The sequence below is a fragment of the Sporosarcina sp. ANT_H38 genome, from assembly GCF_008369195.1.
Taxonomy (GTDB): Bacteria; Bacillota; Bacilli; order Bacillales_A; family Planococcaceae; genus Sporosarcina.
Genome location: NZ_VOBC01000004.1, coordinates 77011 through 99032 on the forward strand (window position 1 = coordinate 77011; position 22022 = coordinate 99032).

General features: G+C 40.4%; 40 protein-coding genes. 4 read left to right on the forward strand and 36 right to left on the reverse strand.

Going from position 1 to position 22022, the window contains the following annotated elements; translation table 11 throughout:
* Positions 1–5 precede the first annotated feature (5 nt).
* The 10 genes from FQ087_RS18370 to FQ087_RS22565 all read right to left on the reverse strand — a co-directional run bounded on the left by FQ087_RS18370 (position 6) and on the right by FQ087_RS22565 (position 5911).
* The gene (locus tag FQ087_RS18370) at positions 6–1289 is read right to left on the reverse strand and encodes a PBSX family phage terminase large subunit (protein WP_149582066.1); all 1284 of its coding nucleotides are present in this window, start codon (positions 1287–1289) and stop codon (positions 6–8) included.
* The gene (locus tag FQ087_RS18375) at positions 1289–2143 is read right to left on the reverse strand and encodes a terminase small subunit (protein WP_149582067.1); all 855 of its coding nucleotides are present in this window, start codon (positions 2141–2143) and stop codon (positions 1289–1291) included. Before FQ087_RS18375 ends, FQ087_RS18370 begins: the two co-directional genes overlap by 1 nt.
* A gap of 63 nt (positions 2144–2206) precedes the next feature.
* Positions 2207–2914, reverse strand: coding sequence for an AzlD domain-containing protein (locus FQ087_RS18380; RefSeq protein ID WP_149582068.1), 708 nt, complete (start codon positions 2912–2914; stop codon positions 2207–2209).
* A gap of 153 nt (positions 2915–3067) precedes the next feature.
* Complete coding sequence (locus FQ087_RS18385; protein ID WP_149582069.1) at positions 3068–3589, reverse strand: sigma factor-like helix-turn-helix DNA-binding protein; 522 nt, start codon at positions 3587–3589, stop codon at positions 3068–3070.
* 298 nt (positions 3590–3887) lie between these two features.
* Positions 3888–4526 carry a hypothetical protein gene (locus FQ087_RS18390; protein ID WP_149582070.1) on the reverse strand — a complete coding sequence of 213 codons (639 nt, stop codon included), beginning with the start codon at positions 4524–4526 and terminating at the stop codon, positions 3888–3890.
* On the reverse strand, positions 4523–4723 hold the full coding sequence (locus tag FQ087_RS18395; RefSeq protein WP_370456097.1) for an XtrA/YqaO family protein: 201 nt from the start codon (positions 4721–4723) through the stop codon (positions 4523–4525). The genes FQ087_RS18390 and FQ087_RS18395 overlap by 4 nt, the downstream gene beginning before the upstream one ends.
* 247 nt (positions 4724–4970) lie before the next feature.
* The gene (locus tag FQ087_RS18400; RefSeq protein WP_149582072.1) at positions 4971–5201 is read right to left on the reverse strand and encodes a hypothetical protein; all 231 of its coding nucleotides are present in this window, start codon (positions 5199–5201) and stop codon (positions 4971–4973) included.
* Positions 5198–5494 carry an IDEAL domain-containing protein gene (locus FQ087_RS18405; RefSeq protein ID WP_149582073.1) on the reverse strand — a complete coding sequence of 99 codons (297 nt, stop codon included), beginning with the start codon at positions 5492–5494 and terminating at the stop codon, positions 5198–5200. Before FQ087_RS18405 ends, FQ087_RS18400 begins: the two co-directional genes overlap by 4 nt.
* Complete coding sequence (locus FQ087_RS18410; protein WP_149582074.1) at positions 5487–5750, reverse strand: hypothetical protein; 264 nt, start codon at positions 5748–5750, stop codon at positions 5487–5489. Before FQ087_RS18410 ends, FQ087_RS18405 begins: the two co-directional genes overlap by 8 nt.
* Positions 5747–5911, reverse strand: coding sequence for a DUF6877 family protein (locus tag FQ087_RS22565; RefSeq protein WP_188006813.1), 165 nt, complete (start codon positions 5909–5911; stop codon positions 5747–5749). Before FQ087_RS22565 ends, FQ087_RS18410 begins: the two co-directional genes overlap by 4 nt.
* A 93-nt stretch (positions 5912–6004) precedes the next feature.
* Here FQ087_RS22565 and FQ087_RS18415 point away from each other — a divergent pair, with 93 nt between their 5' ends.
* Entirely contained in the window at positions 6005–6202 is a 198-nt protein-coding gene (locus tag FQ087_RS18415; RefSeq protein ID WP_149582075.1) for a sigma-70 family RNA polymerase sigma factor, read from the forward strand.
* Between the two features lie 280 nt (positions 6203–6482).
* On the opposite strand, the gene FQ087_RS18420 is transcribed toward FQ087_RS18415, so the two are convergent.
* From FQ087_RS18420 to FQ087_RS18525, 26 genes are all read right to left on the reverse strand, one after another.
* Entirely contained in the window at positions 6483–7007 is a 525-nt protein-coding gene (locus tag FQ087_RS18420) for a hypothetical protein (RefSeq protein WP_255452436.1), read from the reverse strand.
* 48 nt (positions 7008–7055) lie between these two features.
* Entirely contained in the window at positions 7056–7214 is a 159-nt protein-coding gene (locus tag FQ087_RS22570) for a hypothetical protein (RefSeq protein WP_188006814.1), read from the reverse strand.
* A 37-nt stretch (positions 7215–7251) separates the two neighbouring features.
* Positions 7252–8259, reverse strand: a complete 1008-nt coding sequence (locus tag FQ087_RS18425; RefSeq protein WP_149582076.1) for a DNA cytosine methyltransferase — start codon at positions 8257–8259, stop codon at positions 7252–7254.
* 245 nt (positions 8260–8504) lie between these two features.
* On the reverse strand, positions 8505–9011 hold the full coding sequence (locus tag FQ087_RS18430) for a Holliday junction resolvase RecU (RefSeq protein WP_149582077.1): 507 nt from the start codon (positions 9009–9011) through the stop codon (positions 8505–8507).
* Entirely contained in the window at positions 9008–9169 is a 162-nt protein-coding gene (locus FQ087_RS22575; RefSeq protein WP_188006815.1) for a DUF6011 domain-containing protein, read from the reverse strand. The genes FQ087_RS18430 and FQ087_RS22575 overlap by 4 nt, the downstream gene beginning before the upstream one ends.
* Positions 9156–9389, reverse strand: coding sequence for a hypothetical protein (locus FQ087_RS18435; protein ID WP_149582078.1), 234 nt, complete (start codon positions 9387–9389; stop codon positions 9156–9158). Before FQ087_RS18435 ends, FQ087_RS22575 begins: the two co-directional genes overlap by 14 nt.
* 1 nt (position 9390) lies before the next feature.
* Positions 9391–10020, reverse strand: a complete 630-nt coding sequence (locus FQ087_RS18440; protein ID WP_149582079.1) for a dUTP diphosphatase — start codon at positions 10018–10020, stop codon at positions 9391–9393.
* The gene (locus tag FQ087_RS18445) at positions 10017–10271 is read right to left on the reverse strand and encodes a hypothetical protein (protein WP_149582080.1); all 255 of its coding nucleotides are present in this window, start codon (positions 10269–10271) and stop codon (positions 10017–10019) included. Before FQ087_RS18445 ends, FQ087_RS18440 begins: the two co-directional genes overlap by 4 nt.
* A 143-nt stretch (positions 10272–10414) precedes the next feature.
* A complete protein-coding gene (locus FQ087_RS18450; RefSeq protein ID WP_149582081.1) occupies positions 10415–10849 on the reverse strand; it encodes a YopX family protein in 435 nt (144 codons plus the stop codon).
* A gap of 136 nt (positions 10850–10985) precedes the next feature.
* Complete coding sequence (locus FQ087_RS22580) at positions 10986–11138, reverse strand: hypothetical protein (RefSeq protein WP_188006816.1); 153 nt, start codon at positions 11136–11138, stop codon at positions 10986–10988.
* Complete coding sequence (locus tag FQ087_RS18455) at positions 11131–11439, reverse strand: hypothetical protein (protein WP_223145615.1); 309 nt, start codon at positions 11437–11439, stop codon at positions 11131–11133. Before FQ087_RS18455 ends, FQ087_RS22580 begins: the two co-directional genes overlap by 8 nt.
* Positions 11432–11668, reverse strand: coding sequence for a hypothetical protein (locus FQ087_RS18460; RefSeq protein ID WP_149582082.1), 237 nt, complete (start codon positions 11666–11668; stop codon positions 11432–11434). Before FQ087_RS18460 ends, FQ087_RS18455 begins: the two co-directional genes overlap by 8 nt.
* Positions 11665–11901 carry a hypothetical protein gene (locus tag FQ087_RS18465; RefSeq protein ID WP_149582083.1) on the reverse strand — a complete coding sequence of 79 codons (237 nt, stop codon included), beginning with the start codon at positions 11899–11901 and terminating at the stop codon, positions 11665–11667. The genes FQ087_RS18460 and FQ087_RS18465 overlap by 4 nt, the downstream gene beginning before the upstream one ends.
* Positions 11902–11922: 21 nt before the next feature.
* Entirely contained in the window at positions 11923–12792 is an 870-nt protein-coding gene (locus tag FQ087_RS18470; RefSeq protein WP_188006817.1) for an ATP-binding protein, read from the reverse strand.
* Positions 12731–13720, reverse strand: a complete 990-nt coding sequence (locus tag FQ087_RS18475) for a Lin1244/Lin1753 domain-containing protein (protein WP_149582085.1) — start codon at positions 13718–13720, stop codon at positions 12731–12733. The genes FQ087_RS18470 and FQ087_RS18475 overlap by 62 nt, the downstream gene beginning before the upstream one ends.
* A gap of 17 nt (positions 13721–13737) precedes the next feature.
* Positions 13738–14439, reverse strand: a complete 702-nt coding sequence (locus FQ087_RS18480) for an MBL fold metallo-hydrolase (protein WP_149582086.1) — start codon at positions 14437–14439, stop codon at positions 13738–13740.
* Positions 14440–15345, reverse strand: coding sequence for a recombinase RecT (locus FQ087_RS18485; RefSeq protein ID WP_149582087.1), 906 nt, complete (start codon positions 15343–15345; stop codon positions 14440–14442). It lies immediately after the preceding gene.
* Positions 15342–15578: a hypothetical protein gene (locus tag FQ087_RS18490; protein WP_149582088.1), complete on the reverse strand. Its 237-nt coding sequence runs from the start codon at positions 15576–15578 to the stop codon at positions 15342–15344. The genes FQ087_RS18485 and FQ087_RS18490 overlap by 4 nt, the downstream gene beginning before the upstream one ends.
* Positions 15579–17558 carry an AAA family ATPase gene (locus tag FQ087_RS18495; RefSeq protein ID WP_149582089.1) on the reverse strand — a complete coding sequence of 660 codons (1980 nt, stop codon included), beginning with the start codon at positions 17556–17558 and terminating at the stop codon, positions 15579–15581. It abuts the gene before it with no gap.
* Positions 17558–17785, reverse strand: a complete 228-nt coding sequence (locus FQ087_RS18500) for a hypothetical protein (protein ID WP_149582090.1) — start codon at positions 17783–17785, stop codon at positions 17558–17560. Before FQ087_RS18500 ends, FQ087_RS18495 begins: the two co-directional genes overlap by 1 nt.
* 95 nt (positions 17786–17880) lie before the next feature.
* A complete protein-coding gene (locus tag FQ087_RS18505) occupies positions 17881–18066 on the reverse strand; it encodes a hypothetical protein (RefSeq protein WP_149582091.1) in 186 nt (61 codons plus the stop codon).
* Entirely contained in the window at positions 18063–18188 is a 126-nt protein-coding gene (locus FQ087_RS23120) for a hypothetical protein (RefSeq protein WP_255452437.1), read from the reverse strand. The genes FQ087_RS18505 and FQ087_RS23120 overlap by 4 nt, the downstream gene beginning before the upstream one ends.
* A 307-nt stretch (positions 18189–18495) precedes the next feature.
* A complete protein-coding gene (locus FQ087_RS18510) occupies positions 18496–18768 on the reverse strand; it encodes a helix-turn-helix domain-containing protein (protein ID WP_149582092.1) in 273 nt (90 codons plus the stop codon).
* Between the two features lie 158 nt (positions 18769–18926).
* Positions 18927–19634, reverse strand: coding sequence for a Rha family transcriptional regulator (locus FQ087_RS18515; protein ID WP_149582093.1), 708 nt, complete (start codon positions 19632–19634; stop codon positions 18927–18929).
* A gap of 30 nt (positions 19635–19664) precedes the next feature.
* Positions 19665–19970: a DNA-binding protein gene (locus tag FQ087_RS18520; RefSeq protein WP_149582094.1), complete on the reverse strand. Its 306-nt coding sequence runs from the start codon at positions 19968–19970 to the stop codon at positions 19665–19667.
* 142 nt (positions 19971–20112) lie between these two features.
* On the reverse strand, positions 20113–20337 hold the full coding sequence (locus FQ087_RS18525) for a helix-turn-helix transcriptional regulator (protein WP_149582095.1): 225 nt from the start codon (positions 20335–20337) through the stop codon (positions 20113–20115).
* A 160-nt stretch (positions 20338–20497) separates the two neighbouring features.
* Here FQ087_RS18525 and FQ087_RS18530 point away from each other — a divergent pair, with 160 nt between their 5' ends.
* Genes FQ087_RS18530 through FQ087_RS18540 form a run of 3 tightly spaced genes read left to right on the forward strand, consistent with a single transcriptional unit; the run spans position 20498 to position 21933 of the window.
* On the forward strand, positions 20498–20929 hold the full coding sequence (locus FQ087_RS18530; RefSeq protein WP_149582096.1) for a helix-turn-helix domain-containing protein: 432 nt from the start codon (positions 20498–20500) through the stop codon (positions 20927–20929).
* An 18-nt stretch (positions 20930–20947) separates the two neighbouring features.
* Entirely contained in the window at positions 20948–21391 is a 444-nt protein-coding gene (locus FQ087_RS18535; RefSeq protein WP_149582097.1) for an ImmA/IrrE family metallo-endopeptidase, read from the forward strand.
* A gap of 17 nt (positions 21392–21408) precedes the next feature.
* Positions 21409–21933 carry a hypothetical protein gene (locus FQ087_RS18540; protein ID WP_149582098.1) on the forward strand — a complete coding sequence of 175 codons (525 nt, stop codon included), beginning with the start codon at positions 21409–21411 and terminating at the stop codon, positions 21931–21933.
* The last annotated feature ends 89 nt before the right edge of the window (positions 21934–22022 follow it).

Genomic DNA, 22022 nt, shown 5'->3' on the forward strand with positions numbered 1-22022 from the left:
TCACCTCATTTCAGTACGGATACAGAACCACCCTTCAAGTCAGATACCTCATAGCCATCTAACCCGTACCAAATGGCTGAGAACGTATGGGGATCAATCTTAAAGTCATCCGGGATGATGTTTCCGTTCTTGTCTTCTTTATAAGTTAAATATTTCAACTCCCTAACAACGTCTGGGCAATCAGATGAGCAAATGACTTTCTTAAAACGCTTTACCTTCTTTGTGTTTGCTAAACGAGAACCAGCAAACTTTATAGCGCCTTTCATCCGGAATCCTTGCTGCTTAAAGTACTGAATCGTTTTCGGCTCAGCGCTATCCGCAAGAATCAACTCTTTGGATATCCTGAACTCTTCTAATTCAACAACTGTGCGATCATCCGTCATGTGGTTCTTGTAGTACTGCCAGTAGATGTACAGGTATTTATTTTTATGGTCAATCGCCATGCGAACCACAGCGTTATATGAGTCTTCGAACCCAAAGTCCATCCCTACGCGCTCAATCGGCTTACGAATAGAGTTAACGGCATCCATTACAGCTTCGTGAGACCACTCTTCAAACTGCGGCAAAACACGTTTACCATTAATGCCAAAACGACCTTCCCGAGCGATACGGTGAAGATCTGGATCATATTCTTTCATTTCTTCTAGCTGTTCAATGTAGCTGGCGGGAAGGAATAAGTTATCGTCAGCTGTCGAATGGTGGTAAAAAGTTTCTTTTACGATAACTGTTCGTTTTGCGTATAAATCTTGGTCATCCAAAACTAATCGCTTGTTCCGGTCATCCTTAAAGAAATGCAGGAACGTCCAGTTATCCTCACCGACAGGGTTTGTCGATAGAATCATATGAAGCTTCAATGTCGGATGTCGCAACCGCCCTAGCAATTCCTTGAAGCCCTCATACTTAATCTCGGAACACTCTTCAAGCCAAATGAGGGATACGTTGTGAATCGACTTTAACTTTTGCGGTTTATCCATCCCTTTGAAGATGATCTTGCTACCATTCGGGAATCGGATTTGCATAGGAGACGATACACAACGTATTTGGTGGTCCAATCCCAATTCATTTATGATTTCCTCTAGTAGAGAAAAGGTTGAATCTCGATGGGTGTCATAGACTTCACGCACGACTAAGGCTGTGCGCTTCTCACTTAAAAGTTTAAGGATTAGCTTCAGAGCAACATGATAGCTTTTCGATGAACCATAGCCACCGACAAGGAACTGAAACTTTTGATTCCAGTCAAACAAAAAATCCTCGAAATGAGGATTCACTTCTTTCTCTATTTGAACCATCAGCGAGCACCCTTTCTGCTAATCATAATATCGATTGGACCTTCATCGTTATCGCCGCTAAGTTTCTCGATTTCAGCTTTCGTCCTATTAATATCCACTTTCAGCTTCTCTTCCTGCAATCGTTTCTTATCGCCGTCAGATAGAAGGTCGAAGTATTTCGATAGCATATCCAGCGCCTTCATCTTGTCGAGTAGTTTGACAGATACACCATCTTTGCCTTGCTTGACTTCACTAATGATAGTTCCATCTACTTCATCAGCATTTTTGAAGTCCGTATAGTTCAGTTTATACGCGATATTGTTCCCGTTTTCATCTGTCATAGGTTGACCACGAGCATCTTTGGAAACTATTTCTTCTGCTCCGAAATCGATAAAGTCCGTTATGTCTGCAAAGGCAATATCAATGTACTTCTGAAGTACGTCTCTGGCACCCAATTTCAGGTCAGTTGCTTGTTCCGCTTTCATCCTGTCAATCTCCACATCAATCTTAGGGTTTCTTAGGTGTCTGTGACCTTCAACCATAGCCGTAGTATAAGCGCACCCATAAGCCTTCTGATATGCCTTAGTAGCATTAAAGCATTTAATGTAATGAATACAAAAAAGCCTTTGTTTTTCAGTCAGTTCATCCGACTCAACAACAGGCTCTTTTATCGCTTCTTTCGGTTGCATCCTTTTCGAAATGGTTGCATCCTTTTTCTTTTTAGTTGCATCTTTCTTAGATGGACCTCTTACCCAAGCTTCACGACTTTTCCTGCTCTTCAGCGTACCGAGTTTCACATCGTGCTTTTCAGCTAGTGCAGCAAGCGTTATTTTTGTTGTTTCCCATTCCCTCTGTATCTCTTCCCAATTAGGCACATCACATCACCGTCCACCTCCGTTATTTTTGGGCATAGAAAAGGACCCCGTAAAGGCACTCTTTCATTTTTGTGTCCACGCCGTGTGCTTAGTTTCAAATCCAAGTGTATGTTTTTTATCTCCCTCAAAGAAAATATGAACACGCTTTCTATCAACTTCAGATTGAGTAAATTCAATTTTGTCGTTATTTTGCGTATAGAGCGTTATTTTGATTTCCTTTATCCAAGGATTGAGATTCCTTAATTTCTTTGAGCAAATAGGAATCAATATCTCTTCATTTTTTTCAAAGTAATCAACCCAAGCTTCAATAGTATCGTTATCTTCGAAATTCCCGTCATTCCCAACCGTTATAGAAAATAGGCAATTCGTTACTATCTCACTTCCTCCATACCTAATAACCGAGTAATACACGACATCTTGATTAAAACCATCCAGATATGTAAACGATTCCGTTATTAAAATTCTATGGTTATCTATTCTTCCTACTTTATCTTGTTTTTCGTAATTAAACTTAGTTCTAGAAACGGATAAAAAGGTTCTATTTTCTTCATATTTCCCCCTATCTTCTTTTTCAAACTGAGATGTTAGCGTCCATTTCACGCCAATCAGAGTTAATGATCCCCCTATTATTGCACCTACAAAAGCTATCACTCCTGCAATTATTGTCGGGTCCCAACCAAAAAAGATATTTATAAGTCCTGCAACAATGAAGATATCCATAAGTATTATTGAAGCTAAAATTGTATATGGTAACGCATTATTAATTTTCACAATCTCTACCTCCCTACTAGAACATAATACAGCAAGGAAGAGTTGAATTCTTATTATATTTCTCTCGTATGTATCGGGGCTGGTAAGGGGGGTAATGTCGCTCGCACGCACCCCCTCTTTAATTCTCCCCCTCATATGAGTAGACTTCGTATATCAAGCGTATGTCATAGAGTTTTTATCCACTCTTTCTTCAATCTTGTTTTTGGCTCTGCGTATGGATTGTTGGACCATACTTTTACTGACTCCCAGCTCGTATGCGATTTCTGACATACTCTTCTTTTGTGCTACATGGAGAATGTAACATTGCCTTTCCCTCAATGAAAAAGAAGAGAAAATATCCGCCAGTATGACCTTCTCTTCTCGAGTCATAAACAAATGCTTTTTATTAACGTCATTGTCTTCTAATTGCTCTGTTATGTCTGGAATCGTGTCCATGCTCTCGATATACTGACGCTGATAGATAGCCCTCTTGTCAGCTCCTCTATACGTCCCTGGTTGCCGTCCTGTTTCTAGCCACTCCATTGAAAAGGTCATGCTTTTAATCATGCTGTTGATTTGCCTCAGATCGTTCTTATCAATCGGATTTCCTCTATCCAACTGATCCTTCATTCGCCCTAAATCCCGTTTACCCACCGTATATTGTCCAATCAACTCATCTGCCCAATTCGTCGTCATGAAAGTTCCCCCTATCTCTGTCTAAAAGAGCCACCCTTTTTTCTCGCATACGTCGGTCGATTAGTCCCCATCAATTCAGCCCATTCCCTATCAGACAACTTTTCTTTCACCTTCCCCTTGTCCTAGTATCCTTTTGCTCCACTTCGCTCGTACAAACAACAGAAAGACCTTTTACAACCGGATCCGTTTGCAACGATTTCATTTCTCTCACTCCTTTTTTTGAAATAAAAAAAGAGGACAACAAATGACACAGCGCAATGCTGTAATCAATCGTTGTCCTCTGGTTGGCCAGGTGGACCTACAATCTTATGAATTTTGTATTATATTTTGTATGTCTAATTCTTATGCTATTGGGAATTTTAATGAAACCGAAATAATATTTGGACGTAATTTGAATTCCTGTGAAATGTTTAACCTTAAAATACCATCTATTGATTTTAAACTTTTCCCTACCACTTGTAATATAACTTAATGAGTAAGAATGCCTTTTAGTATCTATAGGACATTCAGGAGTCCCTACAGGAATAATAAAAGATTCACCCGGATCCATCTTATTCTGCAAAAAATATTTCTTTATCACCTTATTTGTATATAGCCTGTACTTGACATTTATATCAAATATAGTGAAATTTCCTATATTTTCAATTCTATGAATTTCTAGCCGAAAATCATTTTCCTTAGTCATGTCAATGAAGCTTTCATAATTTCCATCCGACAAAAACTTTATTGGACCATTTACATGATCTTTTCGTAGTTTCGAAAAAAATGTTTTACTTATATCATCGTCAAAGTGAACTCTTTTATCTAACTTACTTTGCACCCGATCTCTCCAATGGTTGTAGACACTAGTTAAAATAAATACAACTACCCCTGTAATCAACGGAATATAAATCTTAATCACTTCAGGGTCATTTAATAACAATGAAGCATTACTCAAAATTCCTCGCCCTCTTCCCTCCGCATCCGTTTAATCTTGCCTTGATGCGTAACAATCCGATATTCACCATGCTCCGGTAGCTCTCTCACTTTAGCAATCCCCTCCGAAATAACTACCACACAGTTCATTGGTAGCTCCATTATACCAATTCCTAACAATATTGCATCAGTATTAAAAGTAATGTCTTTATTCACCAGGACCCCTCCTTGTGTTATACTTTCCTTGTCGAGGGCAGGAGGAATCCTGTCTTTTTTAGTGTTTAAATATATCTTCGATTATCTTCAAAGTGTGCCGTCCTCTCTTTACACTTAAAACACCACAAATGCTTGGTGTGCCCAAACTCTTTTTGTCTACTGATTAATCTTTGTAACGGAAATATGTTCCCGCAACTTCTGCATAATAAATGTGTTTGTACTGCTTTTGCTTGACCCATTGCGTTCCCCCCTATTGTCCAAATAACCCCTGCTGCCTTTCCTTAATTTCTCCAAGCACAGCCTGCTCAATAATCAGCAACCCAATTTCCAAAGGCTTACGTCCCAACTCTTCTGCGATGCTATCAAGGCTCATATTTGCTACCCACATCGCTCTGAATACGTCTGTTTCTTGCACTGTAAATACCCAATCAATATCAACGTCATCAAGTAACACACGCTTTTGTTCTTTTGCGTGGATCAAATCAGCACCTCCATCCCTTTCAATTCATCCGTAAGCTTCTTGAACATGTCCATATCCCCCGCATCAAGCGCCATATCAATCTGCAACAACAGCATGTCTTTGTCCGTGACATCCGTCTTAATGCTTGGATGGTGCTCCAAATATTGACGGGACATCTTAGATTCATCTGACATTTCAGTCGTGAATATTTGAGAGTTGATTTTCCCCATTTCCGCAAAAGCATTCGCATACACAGCAAACGAAATGCCCTCCATCAATCTTTTTAATTTTTCACGTTCATGATCATTATTCATCCCATTCACTCCTTTTCAATTCTTCATGCCGTAAAATACCGATGCGATCTTTCTTTTTGAACTGGACCTCATATTGCAGTCCTGGAATCATTTTCACAACCCGACCCTTCAACCCCACAAAATCTTGAAGATAGTAATAATCCTCAACTTCTTTCTCCTCCACATTTACAACGATTTCAACCGTGTCCCCTACTACAAACGCAGCTTTCTTTGGTAGCGCATCAAAAATAGTTAGCTGTTGCACCACGGCTATCATTTCTTAACAAATCGTTTGGCGTACCGCAACTGCTGATGAACATACGGGTCATCATGATTTCCACCACTTGCCAGCCAATCAGTAATACGTGCGTGTATGTCCTGCAACGCTTCGAGCGGTATACTTTCGGCTATTTTCGCTATTTCATTTATTGGATTCATTCGGTTCACTCCTCTAGTTGCTCGTCACTTTTTTACTTGCTCCTTCACACCCCAAGATTAGTTTGATAGGGTATTCGAAAAGGGGGTAATACCATGTATTCCACAAAAGATATGAAGCGGCTGTACCACGAAGAAAAATATTCGGTAAAACAAGTAGCAGATATTTTGGGATGCTCACCAAGTCTCGTAGCGAGCAGGTTAGGCGATGCCGTTAGATCTCGCAAGGAAGCAGGCAGGATTCGATCCATTCATTTGCATTTTGGAATTATCCCTAGTGTTTTCAAAGATTGAGCCGCTTAGTGCGGCTCAATCGCCTTATTAACGTAATGCGAATTATCACGAATTGTATTTCTTGTTACATTTAACACATTGAAACTCGTATATCGTGTCAATTTCTTCTTCCACTCTTTCGACAGCGGGTTTGCCACAAGCGCACGACAAGAAAGAAAGGTTATCTCGAAATTGTACCGAACCATCCTCTTTTTGATGCAAGACCACTTTTCCGTGTCCTAAATCTCTACTGAATACCCTCACCCTTTCGTAGTTTGTGTCTTATGTTCAACCTTATTGGTCATCTAACCAGCAGCTTCAAATCGTAATTCGATTCAATGAATTTAATGGATAATGCTCTGTTTACGTCATTTCCTAACCTGTCATAAATCAATAGCATGTCATCTTTAGAGAAACCGGTTCCTAAAAATTCATTGAAACTCTTCAAAACTTTAGGCGACCAATATTTGTTCAAGCTTTTTGAAACTGGTCGTGATATCCACGCCAACATCTTGCATTTAAAATCTAACTCCACGTACACATCTTCGAGGCGAAAGTAGACGTTGTTTTTCGGTTCCAATATAATTTCGTTGCTTTTGTTGATGAACGACTTCGGGAAAACTTCTAAGGCTCGTTCTATTACTGGTTTGAGGTCGTACATTTCAGTTAAGATTTTGCTTGTTTCAAATTCACGCTGAACTTTATATTGAGCGAAAAAAACTTCTTTTTCTTCCAAAGTAGCACCCTTGAATTTAACATTAAATAACTGCTCTGTAAGCTTGATATTAAAATCTAAATACTGTTCTCTTGATCCAACTTCGATCATTGCTATCATCCCTTCTTTACTTATCCTTATTAACGTACTGTTTATTAGCTACGCTTTTTGAATTAAAACAAGCCCATTCATTTCAAAGTCATTGTAAAATGTTCCGTTATAAACCTCTAACTCTTTCATAACGGCAGGTACGTGTTCTTTTTCAACAATCGTTTCTCCTGTATAAAACACTAATTCAGCTTTGTATTTAGCATCCACTTTGATTCCTCCTTCCTCAACCGTATGGGTCTACTGTTTAGCAGATCAACTGCAACTGACCATTTGTACTCGTGGTAAAACTTGTTGCATAATCCTCGTTTAATATCACTTTAAAAATCGCTTCGAGTACCTGTACTACAATGCTGTTTCCAGCTAACGCATAAAGTGTCGCATTTCGAAGTCCCGGCTTCATCGGAAATTCTTTCAGCATCAAGTTGAAATCAGTATCATCAAAACCCATGAGTCGCCACACTTCACGCTCTGTTAAGTAGCGATATTGTTTATCTGACACCTTTACTACCCCTGCATTTGGGCAACGATCCTGACGTTCTGTAATCGTTGTGCAATATCTGTCAATCGTTTCGATGAATCGATGTTTCTTTTTAGCTGCCTCAATCTCATCAGGTGTCGCTAAATCTTTTAATCGATTCAACATTGACGGGATATTCACCATATAGCGTTCATCAGTTACATTCTCTTCTAAAAAATCATCGATATGGCGTAGTGGTTGTTTTTCTAATTTCGAGAAATCGAATGTCGCACCGCCTAGTATCGATATACAAAAGACTCGCTCTCTCGATTGTGGAATACCGAAATCCATTGCATTCAGCACGTCAAATGAGTTTGTATAACCTAATTCAGATAACTCTTGCATGTAATAATTGAATATAGGCATGACGTTCTTATCCAGCACACCTTTCACATTCTCCCAAATGACAACTTTAGGACGCCATTCACCCATTTCTTTGATAATGCGGATAGTTTCAAGCATCAACTCTGAACGCGATCCCTCTTCAGCACCTTTTCGGTTTGCGTTACTTCTACTGTTATCTTGGCAAGGACTGCCATGCACCAGAATATCCGGCTTCAAATTCCATCCACGAACATCTTGCGGTTTGTGAAGGTGGTCGTATAAAGCGTTATAAGCCTTTACGCGATTAGCTTTCCATTCAACATAATCGATTGCTTTATGGTCAACCCCAAGATTGATAAGTCCTTTTCTTGGAGCACCTATTCCACCATAAATTTCAAGAAGTTTAATCACTTACTCAACCGTCCAAATGAATACCCTGATAGCAACAGAAGCACACCCGAAACGATAACTGCGATCCCTTCTGGAAATGTAATAATTGTCATTCAAAATCCTCCCTTTCAATTGCATAACTTCCAACCCTCTTGCCTCTTGTCATAAAGTTCCTTTTGCAAAAGCGGTTCATATGTCCAAACTTTATAACCGTCCTCCCATCGATACAACAACCGCCAAACGCCCAAACCGTCATCCCCTTAAAATTATTTAAGATAATGCAGCACGTACCCCTTTTCTGATTGAATCAATTCACAATCCATCATAAAATCCTTATGTGGGATTGATTTCCTACCACCGTTTCTAGCATCCTCCCAATAGCGTTCTAGCAGTCCAACAGGTAAAAGGTATACTTCATCATGTTTTGTAAAAGAAACGAGCAGGAAAGCCCAAGCGCCCTTTTCGCGCCATGATTTCAACAATTGGAACTGATGCTCTGAAATATTGTCTAACGGGAAACTTGTCTTGCTTGACGTTTCTTTAACGTCGAATACGACTGCTTTACCATTCCAAACGCCCGAATAATCAACCCATTCACCTTTAGTGATGTATCCAGTGATTTTGCCCCGTACATTACTTTGTATTTGCACCGGCGTCGGAATCTTGCGTATGTCCGCGATTCCTTTATTGCGATATTGCTGATTCGTCATGTCTATTAGTCTTTCAAGAACCGCACCGCGATTTGCGTGTGATCTGCTATATGGTTTCCTCAAACAGCCACCCCCGATTCAACAACCTCTTCAAGCGTGATTTGTATTTCCTCGAATTCAGCATCTTCTGCAGCCTGCTTTTTCTTGCAGATCGGACCATAACCAACGTCAATCGACTTCTGCGTTTTAAGCTTTTTACCGCAACGATTACATGCGTCCATCTTGATCACTCCCCGTGTCTTTAATCATGAAATGGTTACCAATCCCACCAATCCTTGTGAGTGGGTCGGGTTGAAACCATCGCTTGCCGCCAATTTGGATGACAAAGCCTTCATACGTGATTCCGTGACGACTGAACATGATTGCCTTTTCACCGATATGGACTTTCCTGCCGAGAATGTCATGCGTGGGGATTCTTTGCCAATCCGCGTTGCCCCTCATATCAATATCCCTCCGCTTGCCTGACATGGTTCGTCGCGTTCTTCTCCATGTATGCAGCCTCGATTTTTTCCCATGTGAAACCAAGATGTTTTTCTCCTAATCCCACGAAACAACTAAATGCTTCGAGCAATGTATCTTGGAGGTCTTCTAGCGAAATAGATGCTGCTGTATCAGGATCCATCAATACATCAAGACTTGAGACCGTACTGAACACCCTGTTGAATATCTGCGTAGCGGTAGGACGCGTGTAATCACCATCCACAATGAAATCATCTGAATCTATCTCTAGTTCAAGTGCGATACTGATAAAGAAATGGACACAATCCACGTATTCTTCCAGGAGTGGGTTTATTTTCTTTGTTCCACTACCATTACAATTTGAACAGTTTTTCAAAAAGTTAGTGCCAATTCCTGTTCCAGCACATTTTTCGCAATCAATTCTTTTTCTCGTTCTAGGTTTCTGATCCTTGCTCCACCTTTTAAACCCTCTGTGCTCATTCGCACATTCACCAAGCTCCGTAAGCAAAGCCAGGATCTTCCAGTCAAGATTTCCGGTTGCGGGTAAATTGTGTTGTTTCACAATCCGTTCATCCAGCACCTTCTGCATTTCAAACAACTTTTTCAAATTCAAATTGACTCCCCCAATACCTCAATAAGTGCATCCTCCACCGAGTTATAACGGTGGACCAATCCATAAACTTTGTCGTAATTCAGCCCATTATCCTTCATAAATTTAAGTTGCCTTTTCGTAAAGATCTTTCCGTCAGTAGCCCTTTCCTTCAAGACCTTCTTAGCCTTATATATGGCGAACTTCTTTCTCAGTTCTGCATTTTCTTCCCGTAACTTGATATTTTCCTGCTGCCATTGCCATTCGTTATCCACTTTGACCCCTCACTTTCAAAGTTTCACTAGACTACTAACAGGTCTTACAATGTCGTTTCCCGTCGATTCTGAGCACCCTACAGTTGATTTGGTGTATTCATTCACCTTGACTAATTAGGGACATTAGCGGAACTGGTGTGCGGTTATTTAGGTTCTTCCAACAAATGATCGTTTTCGTAAATGTTGCCGATAACTACCATTTTTGAAGTGTACTTTGGTAAAAACCATGCTTTGCACTCTCCTCCACAAAGATTCCCGTAAAAATGCATTCGATTCATTTGGAAACCTACATGTTTATCGGCGCAATCATTATCGTGATAGAAAATTTCATAACCGACAAAACTTTTTTCTTCCCACGAATCTTTAGGGGGGTACCGCAAAATATCCCCTTCATAAATTCCCACTAGGTTTTTGTCTTTCAGTCCAGTGAATTGAATGATTTTCGCGTTCGGGTAGTAATCGAACTGATCCCAACTTTCTGATGGTCCAGGTATCGAATATGGGATACCTTCGGGCGTAATTCCAACACCCTTGACCATTACGTCATTGTCGAAATCCCAAGCATTGAACTTTTTCATTCCGCCACCGCCCTTTGCACAGCTAGTAAACTAACAAGAGAGCGATAGTCCATATTTGACAACAGTTCACCGTTACGACCATTCACGACTCTCATAGCCTGCAGCTGCTGGATGAGATAATCCCTTTGCATTTTCCTCATGCCGTCATCGCCTTTCGCTCAGCCCAATAACTTTCAGCCATTTGGATTTCCACTTCGAGTTCGTCCATTTCGAGTTTCAACTTATCCGCGTCATAAGGTTCTGCAGCTTGCACCAAGTAGAATCCACCACCGTTGATCCAGTTAGTCATTCCGCACCTCCGAAACTTCAAACCGCATCCTTACGCCCGCTCGTCTGAATGCGTGCTTTTCGGACACAACAATGTAATCGAGGTCTTGTCCATGCTTGATAGTTCCGTCTAATTCCAGGTGCTTGTTTGGTATCCAACAGTTATGGCTAGTACCGTTAATCACGAAGCGTCTAGCTTTAGCAGCACCATAACCGCGATCAATCTGTTTAAGCGGAATACCTTTGTAGTATTGTGTTGCGAAGTTGCGCTCCATGCCGCTAAGTGTGGTGCTATCGTTTATGAATGTGTGTTTTTCACGCATCTGATTCACCATCCTCAAAACTTACAAACGATTCAGCTGGGTAAATCCCTTCGATTTTCTCTTGACGGTACAGCTCGTCCACAGTAATCATTTCCCCTTTATAAGGCACCACCGAAGACGGTCGCATTACGATAATTGGGCCGTCATCCGTAATGAGGATGTCATTGTGTCTAAACTCTCCAACCTTACGTCCAATCTTCGCGAAAATTTGATGTTGTTTTTCAGTCATTTCGATTCCTCCCCTTCAACAATCAATTTTGGCGCTTTATTTAACACATTGTGAGAAAACATGACCTCAGTGCTTAGTCGGTAAATCCAAACGCAATCCCGATCCACCCCGTACCGTAATGCAATGTGTGTTTCACTGTCGTTCATGTATGTTTCCCATCTTAAATTCCCGTTCAGAGCTACCTTTGCTTCTTCAAGAAAATCTAAATCTTCTTGGTAAATGTGAGATGTCATTCCGATCCCTCCCCTATATTTTCATCCGAACAGCAAACCTTCCAGTTCCGCGTTTTCGCTTTCAGCTTCTTGATCCCTGATGGATTCTTCCGGCATGTTTATTTCCATCGACATTTTGTTGATTCGTTTATTAACGCGACCGCCTTTATAAATTTCTTCTAGTTCCAAGATCGTCACGTTTGATGTGAAAATCGTTGGTTTTTTGTGTTCTAATCGAAAGTCGAAAATGTCGTACATTACTCCTTCTTCGAATGTAGATGCGCCTTTTATTGCTAAATCATCAACAATTAGCAACTCCACATTGCGGAATGTATCGACGATTTCGCTTTGCGTAGTTTCCGATTTCTTGTTAAAGGTTTTTTTAATTTGTGAAATTAAATCAGCGGATTTGATAAAAGCGACATCAATCCCGTATTCCCTGACAAGCGCATTTGCAATGCTTACAGCAAGTCTCGTTTTACCCGAACCTTTAACTTTGCTATACAAGTACAAACCTTTTCCGCTTTGTTGCATCAATTTGTAATTAGTCACGTAATTAATTGCCGCTTTTCTTGCTAAGGTTGCAATGTCTTGATTAGTTTTTAGTTGGTACTTCGAAACTTCGAATGAGGCGACAGTTGCATTTTTAAATATCGATGGAATGCCCGACAAGTCTAATTTTTTATCAACCTCACGCTGTTTAATAAGTTGTTCGTAGCACTTACATTGCTCCATCCATTCGGCCCTCAACAACTTGCCGTTTTCGTCCAACTCGTCCTTCTTACCAAGCCGTGACCAATCCTTAATCCACAACCATCCTTTTCCGTCACACTTTTTGTAAGGACACTCGTCAGAAGGGGACGTCAATATCTCGATTGGATTCGATTCCAGCGATTCTCTTGCGTCGTTCATTCGTTTCATCAATCCGGGATTTGATTGCATCATCTCTTGAAACACTTCGCCTATCGGTTTCATTACTTCCACCTCGCTCATAAATACTTGTCACATTCGATGTTTTTGCTAACTCTTCAAGTTTCAGAACATCTTCGACCGTCTTCACGTTGTGGTTAGCCCAGTTCTTCAAAATACCTTGCGTGTATCGGATCAGATTCTTAGGTCTTGCTTCAACAGACTTTTTCAAAGCACAGAAAACTAATTCAGAATTATAGTCATCAACGAAATAACCAAGTTCTTGACTAACGTGTGGTGAAATCAATCCGACATTCTCTTCGTAAAAAGAAATTAACTCTCCAAAAGACTTATCAACTACGACAACAGTTTTTTGTTCTGGACTTTTTCCTTCCGAACTAAGTGCTTCTTTAGTTTCCTGTTGTTTACTTTGATTTACTTTCCTTTCCTTTACTTTACTTTGTGGTGTTAATGTAAACGGCGTGTTGCAAATGTCGCCGTTAATGTCTACATTTACCTCGTTAATGTCTACATTTACTTTTTTTACGTCATTAATTAACATATATTGGTTTACGACTGTTACGTTTTTTCTTCTTTTGGTAGCCTCAAAGTACCTTTCTTGGATACCAGCCGACGTCAGAACCTTGTAAGTTTCGTAGATACCTTTGTTGAATATTCCGTACTTAATGCAATCATTTACTATCTTAGTGAGGGTATTAATGTCTACATTAACTCGCCTACTGAACAGTAAATGTTCCATTTCACCCCACTCATAGTAATAACCTTCCTTGTAAATACGCATTAATAACTTGATTACAACTGAAAATCCGGTCATACCATGTAAGGCTTCGACCAGCTGGATCTTGTCATCCTGGTCGATATCCACGTCTAATGGAAAGTAGTCAAGTCCTCGCTTTTGCGGTCTCGCCATTACAATCTCCTCCTAATTCAAGGAACGTATACAAGCTTCCCTGTCTGTTCCTGAACCGCTTTTTTGAACATAGTCTCGTCCGAATTTGAATCCGAAAGGTGCAACAAATGAATCTCCTGGACTTTCGATAGATCGTTAGCCTTCAAAAACTCAAGTACGTTTTCTAAACTGAAATGCGACTTCACCAATCGCCGTTTCATGCCATCATGAACCCTGCCAGTTGCAATATTTTCATTTAATATTTCTGTTGAATAATTTGCCTCCACCATGATGTGTGTAAGGCCTTGAAATTTGTAGCGGACATAGTAGGTGTCAGTGGCAAACAGGAGCTTGTCACCTGCCTCGTTAGCGAGTAGAAACCCGAATGGCTCCGATACATCGTGTTGAACATCAAATGGCAATATGGTCCATGTACCGAGCTTAAACTGTTTCTTGTTCTCGATAGCTTTAATTCGATGGTGATTGATTCCGATTGCTTCTTTCGTTCCAGATGACATGTAGATATTCAAACCACGGTCTGCAACCTCGCTGACGGCTTTACAATGGTCTTTGTGTTCATGGGTAACCAGTACGCCCGCAATGTCCGAGGTCTTGAAATCGAGTGCTTTCTGTATGTTTTTGAACGATATCCCGCACTCCAAGAGGAGAGGGGTTATGCCATCTGTAACGTGATAGCAGTTCCCCGTACTTCCTGTCGCGATTGTTTTGATTACTATCATTTAGAAGCCCGGACCGTTCGATGCAGCCGCTTTCTGTTGCACTAGCTCTTCCTGCTTCCGTACCAACACTCGTTCAGGTTGTACAAGAGGCTCTGAAATTATTTCTCCCGTTTCTACATCGATTTCTTCCGATTGGACATCAAGCATTTCAATATTTGCATTTTGCTTAATTTCAAATTCCGGATTGATCTCTTTTCTTTCATTATCATGTTCGTCTTCAGTTGAATTGTTGATGGCTTGTACCAGTAAATCACTGTCATCGCTCGTATTTATGAACGCTTTAGCTGCACGGTTGATCACTGTACGTTTAGCCATTTCTTGCGGGAACTTTTTATGCACTGCTTGTTGGGTTTTTGATTGACTCCAAGAAGCATCGATTTCTTTTTTGGTCATAACAGTTAGCACTTCTTCGTCACCAGTTTGCACAATTGCATATACGCCAATGATTGGTTTATCACGGTTTTCAAATGCTGTTTTGTGGCTAATTAACTTTTCGCGGCCGTGATCAATCTCATAATCGAATTCATCATCCTGGTAAATTACGTTTGCCCAAATGTCTTTAACGTTTGTTAGTCGCTTTAAAACTGCTTGTGTACCGAAGTACGAACGATTCAACTTACACGTATCGCCATATTTGATAAAGTAGCATTGCGTTTTTGCAGGACTTAAACCTTGTGTCACCATGTCCAGTAGTGCGTTTGCTACAGACGCCTTAGAGCAAATCTCTAGGAGATTTCCGCCGGCATTATTAGATAGTGCGAAGAATGCACTTTTTAACGCATTGCTGTGGTTGTAATTAGTCGGTAAGACCAAACCTTCTTCTTGCAAGCTAGTCAAGGCTTTGTTGACGTTGTCCGTAATGTCTTTTTGAATTAGTGCTACTGATTGAGTTGGTTCTTTAGTCATTGATGATTCCTCCTCGGTTTTTCAATTAACTTAATATCAATTAATTGGTCGATTGCGTTTTTAAGATCCATAGCTTCTGAAATTGTGAGTTTAAAATTCGGAGTGTCCTCATGGAAAGGAAATGCTATATCCAAAAGAACAGAATCCTTATCGAACATTCGAAGAACTATGCAGTCCGATTTTTCATCCACTGGAAATAATCTGTTATTTATCGGAATTACTTTAACAGGCATTTAGATAGCCTCCTTCATATCGTCCGCTTGTTTTTCAATCCGCAACTGCTTGTCCTTTTCAGAAACTACCAAACTGATTAACTGTGAATCTGTATCAATCAATGTCGTAACAGCTTCAGCATTGTCCACGAAGATAGGAGCTCTAATTCCGAAGTGTTCCGTCAGAGTGTTGATGATATCGATGCCGACATTGATTCGTGCTGCATTGTTCAGACCGCTTGAATAGGGAACTCCGTCAAACGTCGTCTCACAGATTTCTTCGATGCCACCATTAATGTTCGTTTTAAAGAGATTGAACCGGGCATACTTGAATTTCGAGTTAATCTTTTCAGTAAGTAATTCAACTTTCGAACGGATAAATTCTTCTGTAAGGAACAGTTCGCCTTCCAACTTCTCAAACTCTGTTGCCAGCTCTTTTTGCTGTTCTTCGAGTTCGGCAATGCGTTTTTCGGATGCGACCACTTGTGCTTGCTGTGCAATTTGAGCATTAAGTTCGGTACGATTAGTACGAAGACTAGCAACTTCTTTTTCGACGCCAGCAACAGACTCCTGAGCGTTCTCTTTGAGTGACTGGATTTCTTCATTCAACCTCGCTAGTTCCTGCAACTTAGATTGATATTTAGGATCTTGACGGGCATCTTTAACGGCTGATCTAAGCGCGTCTAGTTCGGTTGATAGTTTTGATACAGCTTTTTCTTTCTTGTCGATTTCGGACTGAATGGCGTCTGTATTGATAGATTGCTTCTTGATGTTTTCGAGAAGATCTACCTTCTGATCCGCAATCGCCTTACCGTTTCCGTTAATTCTTCCAAGTTCCTCTGATTTTTTTAGATTAAAAGCTGCTAACGCCCTTTCTCTAACCGCTGTAACTTCCGTTTCCGGTAATGATTGGTTGCAAGTCGGACACACACATTCGGATTCATGTGTAAAAGTTAATGCGTCGTAGGTGTTCCATTCCTCACGAAGTTTGACTAGTCGTTCGTCAAGAAATGCAACCTCTTCTTTGTTCATTTTTATGCGATGGTCAATATCTTCTTTTTGACGTTTAAGAATAGAAATATTTGATTGTTCTTCTTGGATTTTCGCCTGTACCTGGTAACCCTTATCAACCGACTCAGATTCAAGGTCACGCTTGATAGCTTCAAGATCCATTTCAACTTGCCTTAACTCATTTTGTTTACCGGTAATGGCCGAACCGTTTTTAATGTTGTTGATTTGCGTGGCGTTTTCATCCAGTTCCTTTTCAATCGCCGTGATTTCTCTTACTATAGAAGGAACATCAATGTTTACTTCCGGTAATGAGTTGTTGATTTCGTCGATTCGTACTGGAATCTTATCAAGCTCTTTATTGATTTCAGCCCGACGTGCAGCAATTACTTTCCTATGGTCCTCAATGGTGCGACCTTTAAGGATGGTTGGAAGGTCTTTCAATGCGCTGTTGAATGCAAGGACATCTACCTCTTCAACGTCGCCGCATACTTCAAGCAGTGTCGCTCTACGGTCCTGCCACTTAAGATTTTCATTGAAAAATGTTGGTGAAGTTAGAAGTTTGAATACGTCTTCTTTTACGATGGAATCCACTTTGTCTTGATACTCACCTTTTTTAGACGGAACCCCATCGATGAAATAATTTGTAACATGTCCGGAAAATTCAGAGACTGGAGCACCACGTCTTCTTGTCCATTTCTCCGCATATACTTTTCGTAAAGTGAGAGGACTGCCGTCAATCCGGAAAACAGCTTCAACCTCATGCTCCAGGTTGTTAATTTCTTTACCACTAACCAGTGTCTTGATTGCGAAATCCGCACGGTTGTTGCTGTCTTTGTTGAAAAGTAACCATACAAACGAGTCAAAGAGTGAGGTCTTCCCTGTGGCATTGTCACCAAACACCTGAATGTCCACACCTTGTGCTCCGAGGTCAAACTTCTTGATACCTTTGAAGTTTTTCAACGTTAAATTCATCAACTTTACTTGTTTCATCATTCTTCCTCCTCTTCGCAATGAATTGCTTCTAATGGTTGATTCTTTTTGAAATAACCTTCCGACTTCGATTGGCCCCATTCCTTTTCCGTGTATTGAAATGCCCAATTATTATCGTACGTATCGATCATTGCCTGCCGTGCTGTTTCACCATCTTGCGCATAGATCACTTGGTGCCTATCCGAATATGGGGGCATTATGCCAAAAGTGAATATGTGTTTCTCCAAAATGGTCCCTCCTTGTCATTTAATGGGTACTGCGCTAAAATAGCGGTAAGTTAATTATTCAGAACCCCGAATCCGCTGTTGTCGCAGCGGTTTTTTTATTTTGCTTCGTCGAACCGGATAATTTCAGCAGTCTTGCGAAGTGAATAGACACTCAAGTTACGACCCCATGCTCCTTCAAAATTCTCCATTGCCACTAATGCGCTATCTTCGTCAGTATGGATGATGTATGGATCGGACTCTGTCACTAGTTTGACTTCCCACTCCCATGATTTTTTCTTCATTTCTCTTCACCACCTTTTTGCTCTAATTGCCACGTCGCATACTGCCACATCGTTCCGAGCACGAATGCAAGAACCGGTGCAAAGTAGAGTACAATTTCACCTTTTTCCGCTAATGTCAGCATTCTGATTCTCCTTTCTGTTAATAGATGGTTGAATCCCATCAAGGTGTCCAGGGTACGAGTAACCAGCTCGATTGGAAGGAAATTATTCAATGGCTCCTGGACACTTTGATAGGAGCCAAGGCTCCGTATCTGTGTTATAATGTTGTTAAGAGATAGTTTCAAAAGTTCGTCGGCTGACATTACAGTGTCTGTCGGTTTTTTTGTGTCTAAAATTCGGAATCAATTGGACTTGAATCCCTTTTGCTATCAACTTTTTGCGGAGTTGTTGCATTTTACTTTTCTTCATTTCGAACCTCCTATTAATCTGTTAAAAGAATTTCACAAGACCGATTACTCCAGGCATGGTGCTTAATATTTTTGCCAGTATCGTCAAACCGTCTACTCCGCATATAAAAGCAACGAGTACATCTTGCGAATGTGTGAGCGATGCCCAATTTTGAAACAAAGACATGTTAGGTTCTTTTTTACCATTTTCGAATCTCGACACGTCAGCTTGCTGAATATGCAGCTCGTGCGCTAATTCTTCCTGGTTGAAACCAGCTCGTTCCCTGCAAGCTTTTAAAATTGTTCCGTATTCCACTTAATCACCCCCTTTTTATGTCAAATTGACATAGGGAATCTCTCAAACCTGTTATATAGTTAACTTGTGAGAGAGACCCCTCCTTACAACCTCTAAGCCCTCGATTTACAAACTCCCAAAATTTCGTTATACAAGGGGCTTGCCCGCCCCTCTTCGTTTTACTCCGCCAGTCTTAAATGCTGTTGACCATTCAACTTTTTGATTTCCAACCTCAAAGCTGTGTCTGGCGACCACTCTTGGATAAATTGCAACGATTCCTCAAACCGAACCTTCGGCAATTCTCCGTATCTAGGAATCTCGAAGTACTTTTTGAAGTCTCTCCAAAATTGTTGAAATGCCTTTCTACCAATCTCCTTGTATGCTGCTGATTCAATCCCACCTAAGCATTGCATTACCTTGCCGCGAGCATTTGCGCCGATACGCTGCTCTTGTGGTCCATTAATCCGCATGTGATCCTTCAAATACTTCACGTCCGTTTCGACTACATCTAAGCGTCCTTCTTGTTCGAGTGCTGTTTGTAACAGTAGTTTTGTATTGCTAGGTTGCGCAAATTGCTTTTCCATTACTTCGAACTTACTCACATAAGCTGCAGTAAACAGAACACCTTTCTCACCGGTCATCTTATTAGCGACCATATGGCAGCCCTTTTTAGTAAGAAGAAAGCTCGGCAATGTCCGACCAGTTGAATCTTCGTACGTACTTTCTATGAAAAATTCGCTGCGGGTGAAACCACCCTGAGTCAAATACTGTAGATAACCGCGAATACTTTTTAGTAATGCGTTATGTTCACGGTCAACCATCTCTGCAACATCCCGACTCTCTGTAACTAGTTGATCATTAATAGAGACTACTTTTAAATTGTTCATTGAGCATTCCTCCTTTTCTGTTTCCTGCCTTTACCCAACTTTGAAATAACCTGTGTTACTCTCAACCCAAGGCGTATGCTTATCTATCCACTCAAACAGCCTATCCGTCCGAATTAATATGCCCGCTTCTCTGCAGACAGGGAAATCTGGTCTACCCATTAATTCAGTCGCTTTCCATGAACTAATTCGCAACACAGCCATCATTTCTTTTCGAGTGAGTAGCGGTGGAAGTTCATGCATTGTGGTTGAATCTTTCAAGTTTCCCTTCATTCCTTCAAGCAACTTAGGAAGTAGTGCCTCCGCCAACTTTTCGTAGTCGAATTCCATGGTTAACATATTCTTTCCCCTCTCTTCCTTCACACCCACTAATCAAAGTTCGAAGTCTTGGCGTAACCAATTGGCGTGGCTCCCTTCTAGAAGAAGATCTTGGCCGACTCCGCTCGTTCGAACGCTGATTGTTGGGTGTGAGGTTCATATTTTAAACAACATTTCTATTATTCTTCAATTCGCGGCTTTCATCCTCAAAAAAAATGGTCCAATGGAAATCGAATACGTTAGCAATTCTTTTTGCGTTAGCTACCGTTGCACCTCTTATGCCAGATTCAATGCTACCGTACGTAGCTCTAGCCATTCCACACTTTTCAGCTGCCTCTGCCTGAGTTAGTTGTGCGCCTTCTCTAATCTCTTTTAACCACTCTCTCATATTTCAACACCTCAATTCTTCATTTCGTGGTTTGGTTCTAACCCAAATATAAACCACGTATAGTGGCATGTAAACAATTAATTCTTCTTTTTGAAGAATTATGTATATTCTTCTTTATGTAGAGTTACAATATGATTACTAATAACGAAGGTGAGTGCATATGGAGTTCAAAGACCGTTTAATAAGTTTAAGGAAAGACACTAACCTGCTCCAGGTTGATATGGCGAAAAAAATAGGTGTTGCCAGAGCGACGTATGGCGCATATGAACAAGGTACCAGGCAACCAGATTTTGAAATATTGCAAAGGATTGCTGATTTCTTCGAAGTTCCGACCGACTATTTACTTGGAAGAAGCAACGCTAAAAGTAATCCAGAAAAAGAATTATCTAAAGATGAAAAAGACATAGCAAAGCGGATAAAGAAGATAAAGAAAAATTTATTAGAAGGCAACGACGATGGTGGTGGATTGAACTATATGGGAGAACCTATGAGTGATGAAGCTATTGAGTCGCTCTTAGAAGCGCTCGAACACGCTGAACGTATAGCGACTTTGGCGAACAAAAAATACACCCCTAAAAAATACAAGGGATAATCTCATGGGGGTTAGTTGATGTGGATCAAAGAGATTGTTGAAAGTTTAGTTGAAAAGTATGACACCAATGATCCATTTAAAATTGCGACCGCTAAGAATATTTATGTTTTTGAGCAAGACCTGCATGAAGAAATATTAGGTTTTTACAAATATATTAGAAGAAACAAATTCATTTACATTAACTCGAATTTGGGCGAAGAACAAAAAATCTTTACTATCGCTCACGAATTAGGTCATTCTGAGATTCATCACAGATTAAATACTCCTTTTTTAAAAAGAAAAACTCTTTTTTCTACAGATAAAATAGAAACCGAAGCAAACATATTCGCGGTTGAACTGCTGTTGCCAGACAGAGTGATTTACGAACATAAGGATGAAAATTTAACATTAAATGAGATAGCTAATATTTATAGCGTGCCTTCTGAGGTCGCGCATCTAAAGAATTTACGGAATGTTCGTTGAGTCGCAGGAGGGATTATATGAGGAATAGTTATTTAGCAATTGTAGCCATATTTATTTTATTACTTTCGGCTTGTAGTGAATCAGCAAGTGATGTACCTGATGAACCGGTATTAGACGTAGAACAGTTCTCGTTAGTAAACCAAACTTTTGTAAAAGAAAAACTCGGCGAACCAAATTCTATTGACACATGGAGTCACCAAACTCCATCTACAGGGGCGAATAACGCTTTAACAACACTGGACTACGATTGGGACGGATATTATTCAGAATTTCATTTTGATGATAAGGATCGGCTAATCAGAATCAATATTTATTCCAGTGATAATGAAAACTCCGAGTTCAAGAAAACTACTTTCGAAAATTTATTAAAACAACTACACATTACTACCGGAAAAAATTTAACGAAGGTTGCAGACACAGGTGTAGCTTGGAGATATGAACGAGTATCAGAAAAAGTGGATGAGGTTTGGGCTATCGGCAATACTAATAATGATGGGTTCGATGTTATCAAAGTATCTTTTGATGTAAGGCCTTTTAAGTAGCATTACCGCCCTACTCAGGGCTTTTCTTTAAACCACCAAAAGAACATATATTCGCCAAAGGAGCTGATGCTAGGGAAATATAACTTACT

What these genes read in the sequence shown, in the direction of transcription:
- FQ087_RS18370 (WP_149582066.1), bottom strand. Translation starts at nt 1,289, where the DNA reads ATGGTTCAAATAGAGAAAGAAGTGAATCCTCATTTCGAGGATTTTTTG.
- FQ087_RS18385 (WP_149582069.1), bottom strand. Translation starts at nt 3,589, where the DNA reads ATGACGACGAATTGGGCAGATGAGTTGATTGGACAATATACGGTGGGT.
- FQ087_RS18405 (WP_149582073.1), bottom strand. Translation starts at nt 5,494, where the DNA reads ATGAATAATGATCATGAACGTGAAAAATTAAAAAGATTGATGGAGGGC.
- FQ087_RS18410 (WP_149582074.1), bottom strand. Translation starts at nt 5,750, where the DNA reads ATGATAGCCGTGGTGCAACAGCTAACTATTTTTGATGCGCTACCAAAG.
- FQ087_RS22565 (WP_188006813.1), bottom strand. Translation starts at nt 5,911, where the DNA reads ATGAATCCAATAAATGAAATAGCGAAAATAGCCGAAAGTATACCGCTC.
- FQ087_RS18415 (WP_149582075.1), top strand. Translation starts at nt 6,005, where the DNA reads ATGTATTCCACAAAAGATATGAAGCGGCTGTACCACGAAGAAAAATAT.
- FQ087_RS18420 (WP_255452436.1), bottom strand. Translation starts at nt 7,007, where the DNA reads ATGATCGAAGTTGGATCAAGAGAACAGTATTTAGATTTTAATATCAAG.
- FQ087_RS22575 (WP_188006815.1), bottom strand. Translation starts at nt 9,169, where the DNA reads ATGGACGCATGTAATCGTTGCGGTAAAAAGCTTAAAACGCAGAAGTCG.
- FQ087_RS18435 (WP_149582078.1), bottom strand. Translation starts at nt 9,389, where the DNA reads ATGAGGGGCAACGCGGATTGGCAAAGAATCCCCACGCATGACATTCTC.
- FQ087_RS18450 (WP_149582081.1), bottom strand. Translation starts at nt 10,849, where the DNA reads ATGAAAAAGTTCAATGCTTGGGATTTCGACAATGACGTAATGGTCAAG.
- FQ087_RS22580 (WP_188006816.1), bottom strand. Translation starts at nt 11,138, where the DNA reads ATGACTAACTGGATCAACGGTGGTGGATTCTACTTGGTGCAAGCTGCA.
- FQ087_RS18455 (WP_223145615.1), bottom strand. Translation starts at nt 11,439, where the DNA reads ATGCGTGAAAAACACACATTCATAAACGATAGCACCACACTTAGCGGC.
- FQ087_RS18460 (WP_149582082.1), bottom strand. Translation starts at nt 11,668, where the DNA reads ATGACTGAAAAACAACATCAAATTTTCGCGAAGATTGGACGTAAGGTT.
- FQ087_RS18465 (WP_149582083.1), bottom strand. Translation starts at nt 11,901, where the DNA reads ATGACATCTCACATTTACCAAGAAGATTTAGATTTTCTTGAAGAAGCA.
- FQ087_RS18470 (WP_188006817.1), bottom strand. Translation starts at nt 12,792, where the DNA reads ATGAACGACGCAAGAGAATCGCTGGAATCGAATCCAATCGAGATATTG.
- FQ087_RS18475 (WP_149582085.1), bottom strand. Translation starts at nt 13,720, where the DNA reads ATGGCGAGACCGCAAAAGCGAGGACTTGACTACTTTCCATTAGACGTG.
- FQ087_RS18480 (WP_149582086.1), bottom strand. Translation starts at nt 14,439, where the DNA reads ATGATAGTAATCAAAACAATCGCGACAGGAAGTACGGGGAACTGCTAT.
- FQ087_RS18485 (WP_149582087.1), bottom strand. Translation starts at nt 15,345, where the DNA reads ATGACTAAAGAACCAACTCAATCAGTAGCACTAATTCAAAAAGACATT.
- FQ087_RS18490 (WP_149582088.1), bottom strand. Translation starts at nt 15,578, where the DNA reads ATGCCTGTTAAAGTAATTCCGATAAATAACAGATTATTTCCAGTGGAT.
- FQ087_RS18495 (WP_149582089.1), bottom strand. Translation starts at nt 17,558, where the DNA reads ATGAAACAAGTAAAGTTGATGAATTTAACGTTGAAAAACTTCAAAGGT.
- FQ087_RS18505 (WP_149582091.1), bottom strand. Translation starts at nt 18,066, where the DNA reads ATGAAGAAAAAATCATGGGAGTGGGAAGTCAAACTAGTGACAGAGTCC.
- FQ087_RS23120 (WP_255452437.1), bottom strand. Translation starts at nt 18,188, where the DNA reads ATGCTGACATTAGCGGAAAAAGGTGAAATTGTACTCTACTTTGCACCG.
- FQ087_RS18515 (WP_149582093.1), bottom strand. Translation starts at nt 19,634, where the DNA reads ATGAACAATTTAAAAGTAGTCTCTATTAATGATCAACTAGTTACAGAG.
- FQ087_RS18520 (WP_149582094.1), bottom strand. Translation starts at nt 19,970, where the DNA reads ATGTTAACCATGGAATTCGACTACGAAAAGTTGGCGGAGGCACTACTT.
- FQ087_RS18525 (WP_149582095.1), bottom strand. Translation starts at nt 20,337, where the DNA reads ATGAGAGAGTGGTTAAAAGAGATTAGAGAAGGCGCACAACTAACTCAG.
- FQ087_RS18530 (WP_149582096.1), top strand. Translation starts at nt 20,498, where the DNA reads ATGGAGTTCAAAGACCGTTTAATAAGTTTAAGGAAAGACACTAACCTG.
- FQ087_RS18535 (WP_149582097.1), top strand. Translation starts at nt 20,948, where the DNA reads ATGTGGATCAAAGAGATTGTTGAAAGTTTAGTTGAAAAGTATGACACC.
- FQ087_RS18540 (WP_149582098.1), top strand. Translation starts at nt 21,409, where the DNA reads ATGAGGAATAGTTATTTAGCAATTGTAGCCATATTTATTTTATTACTT.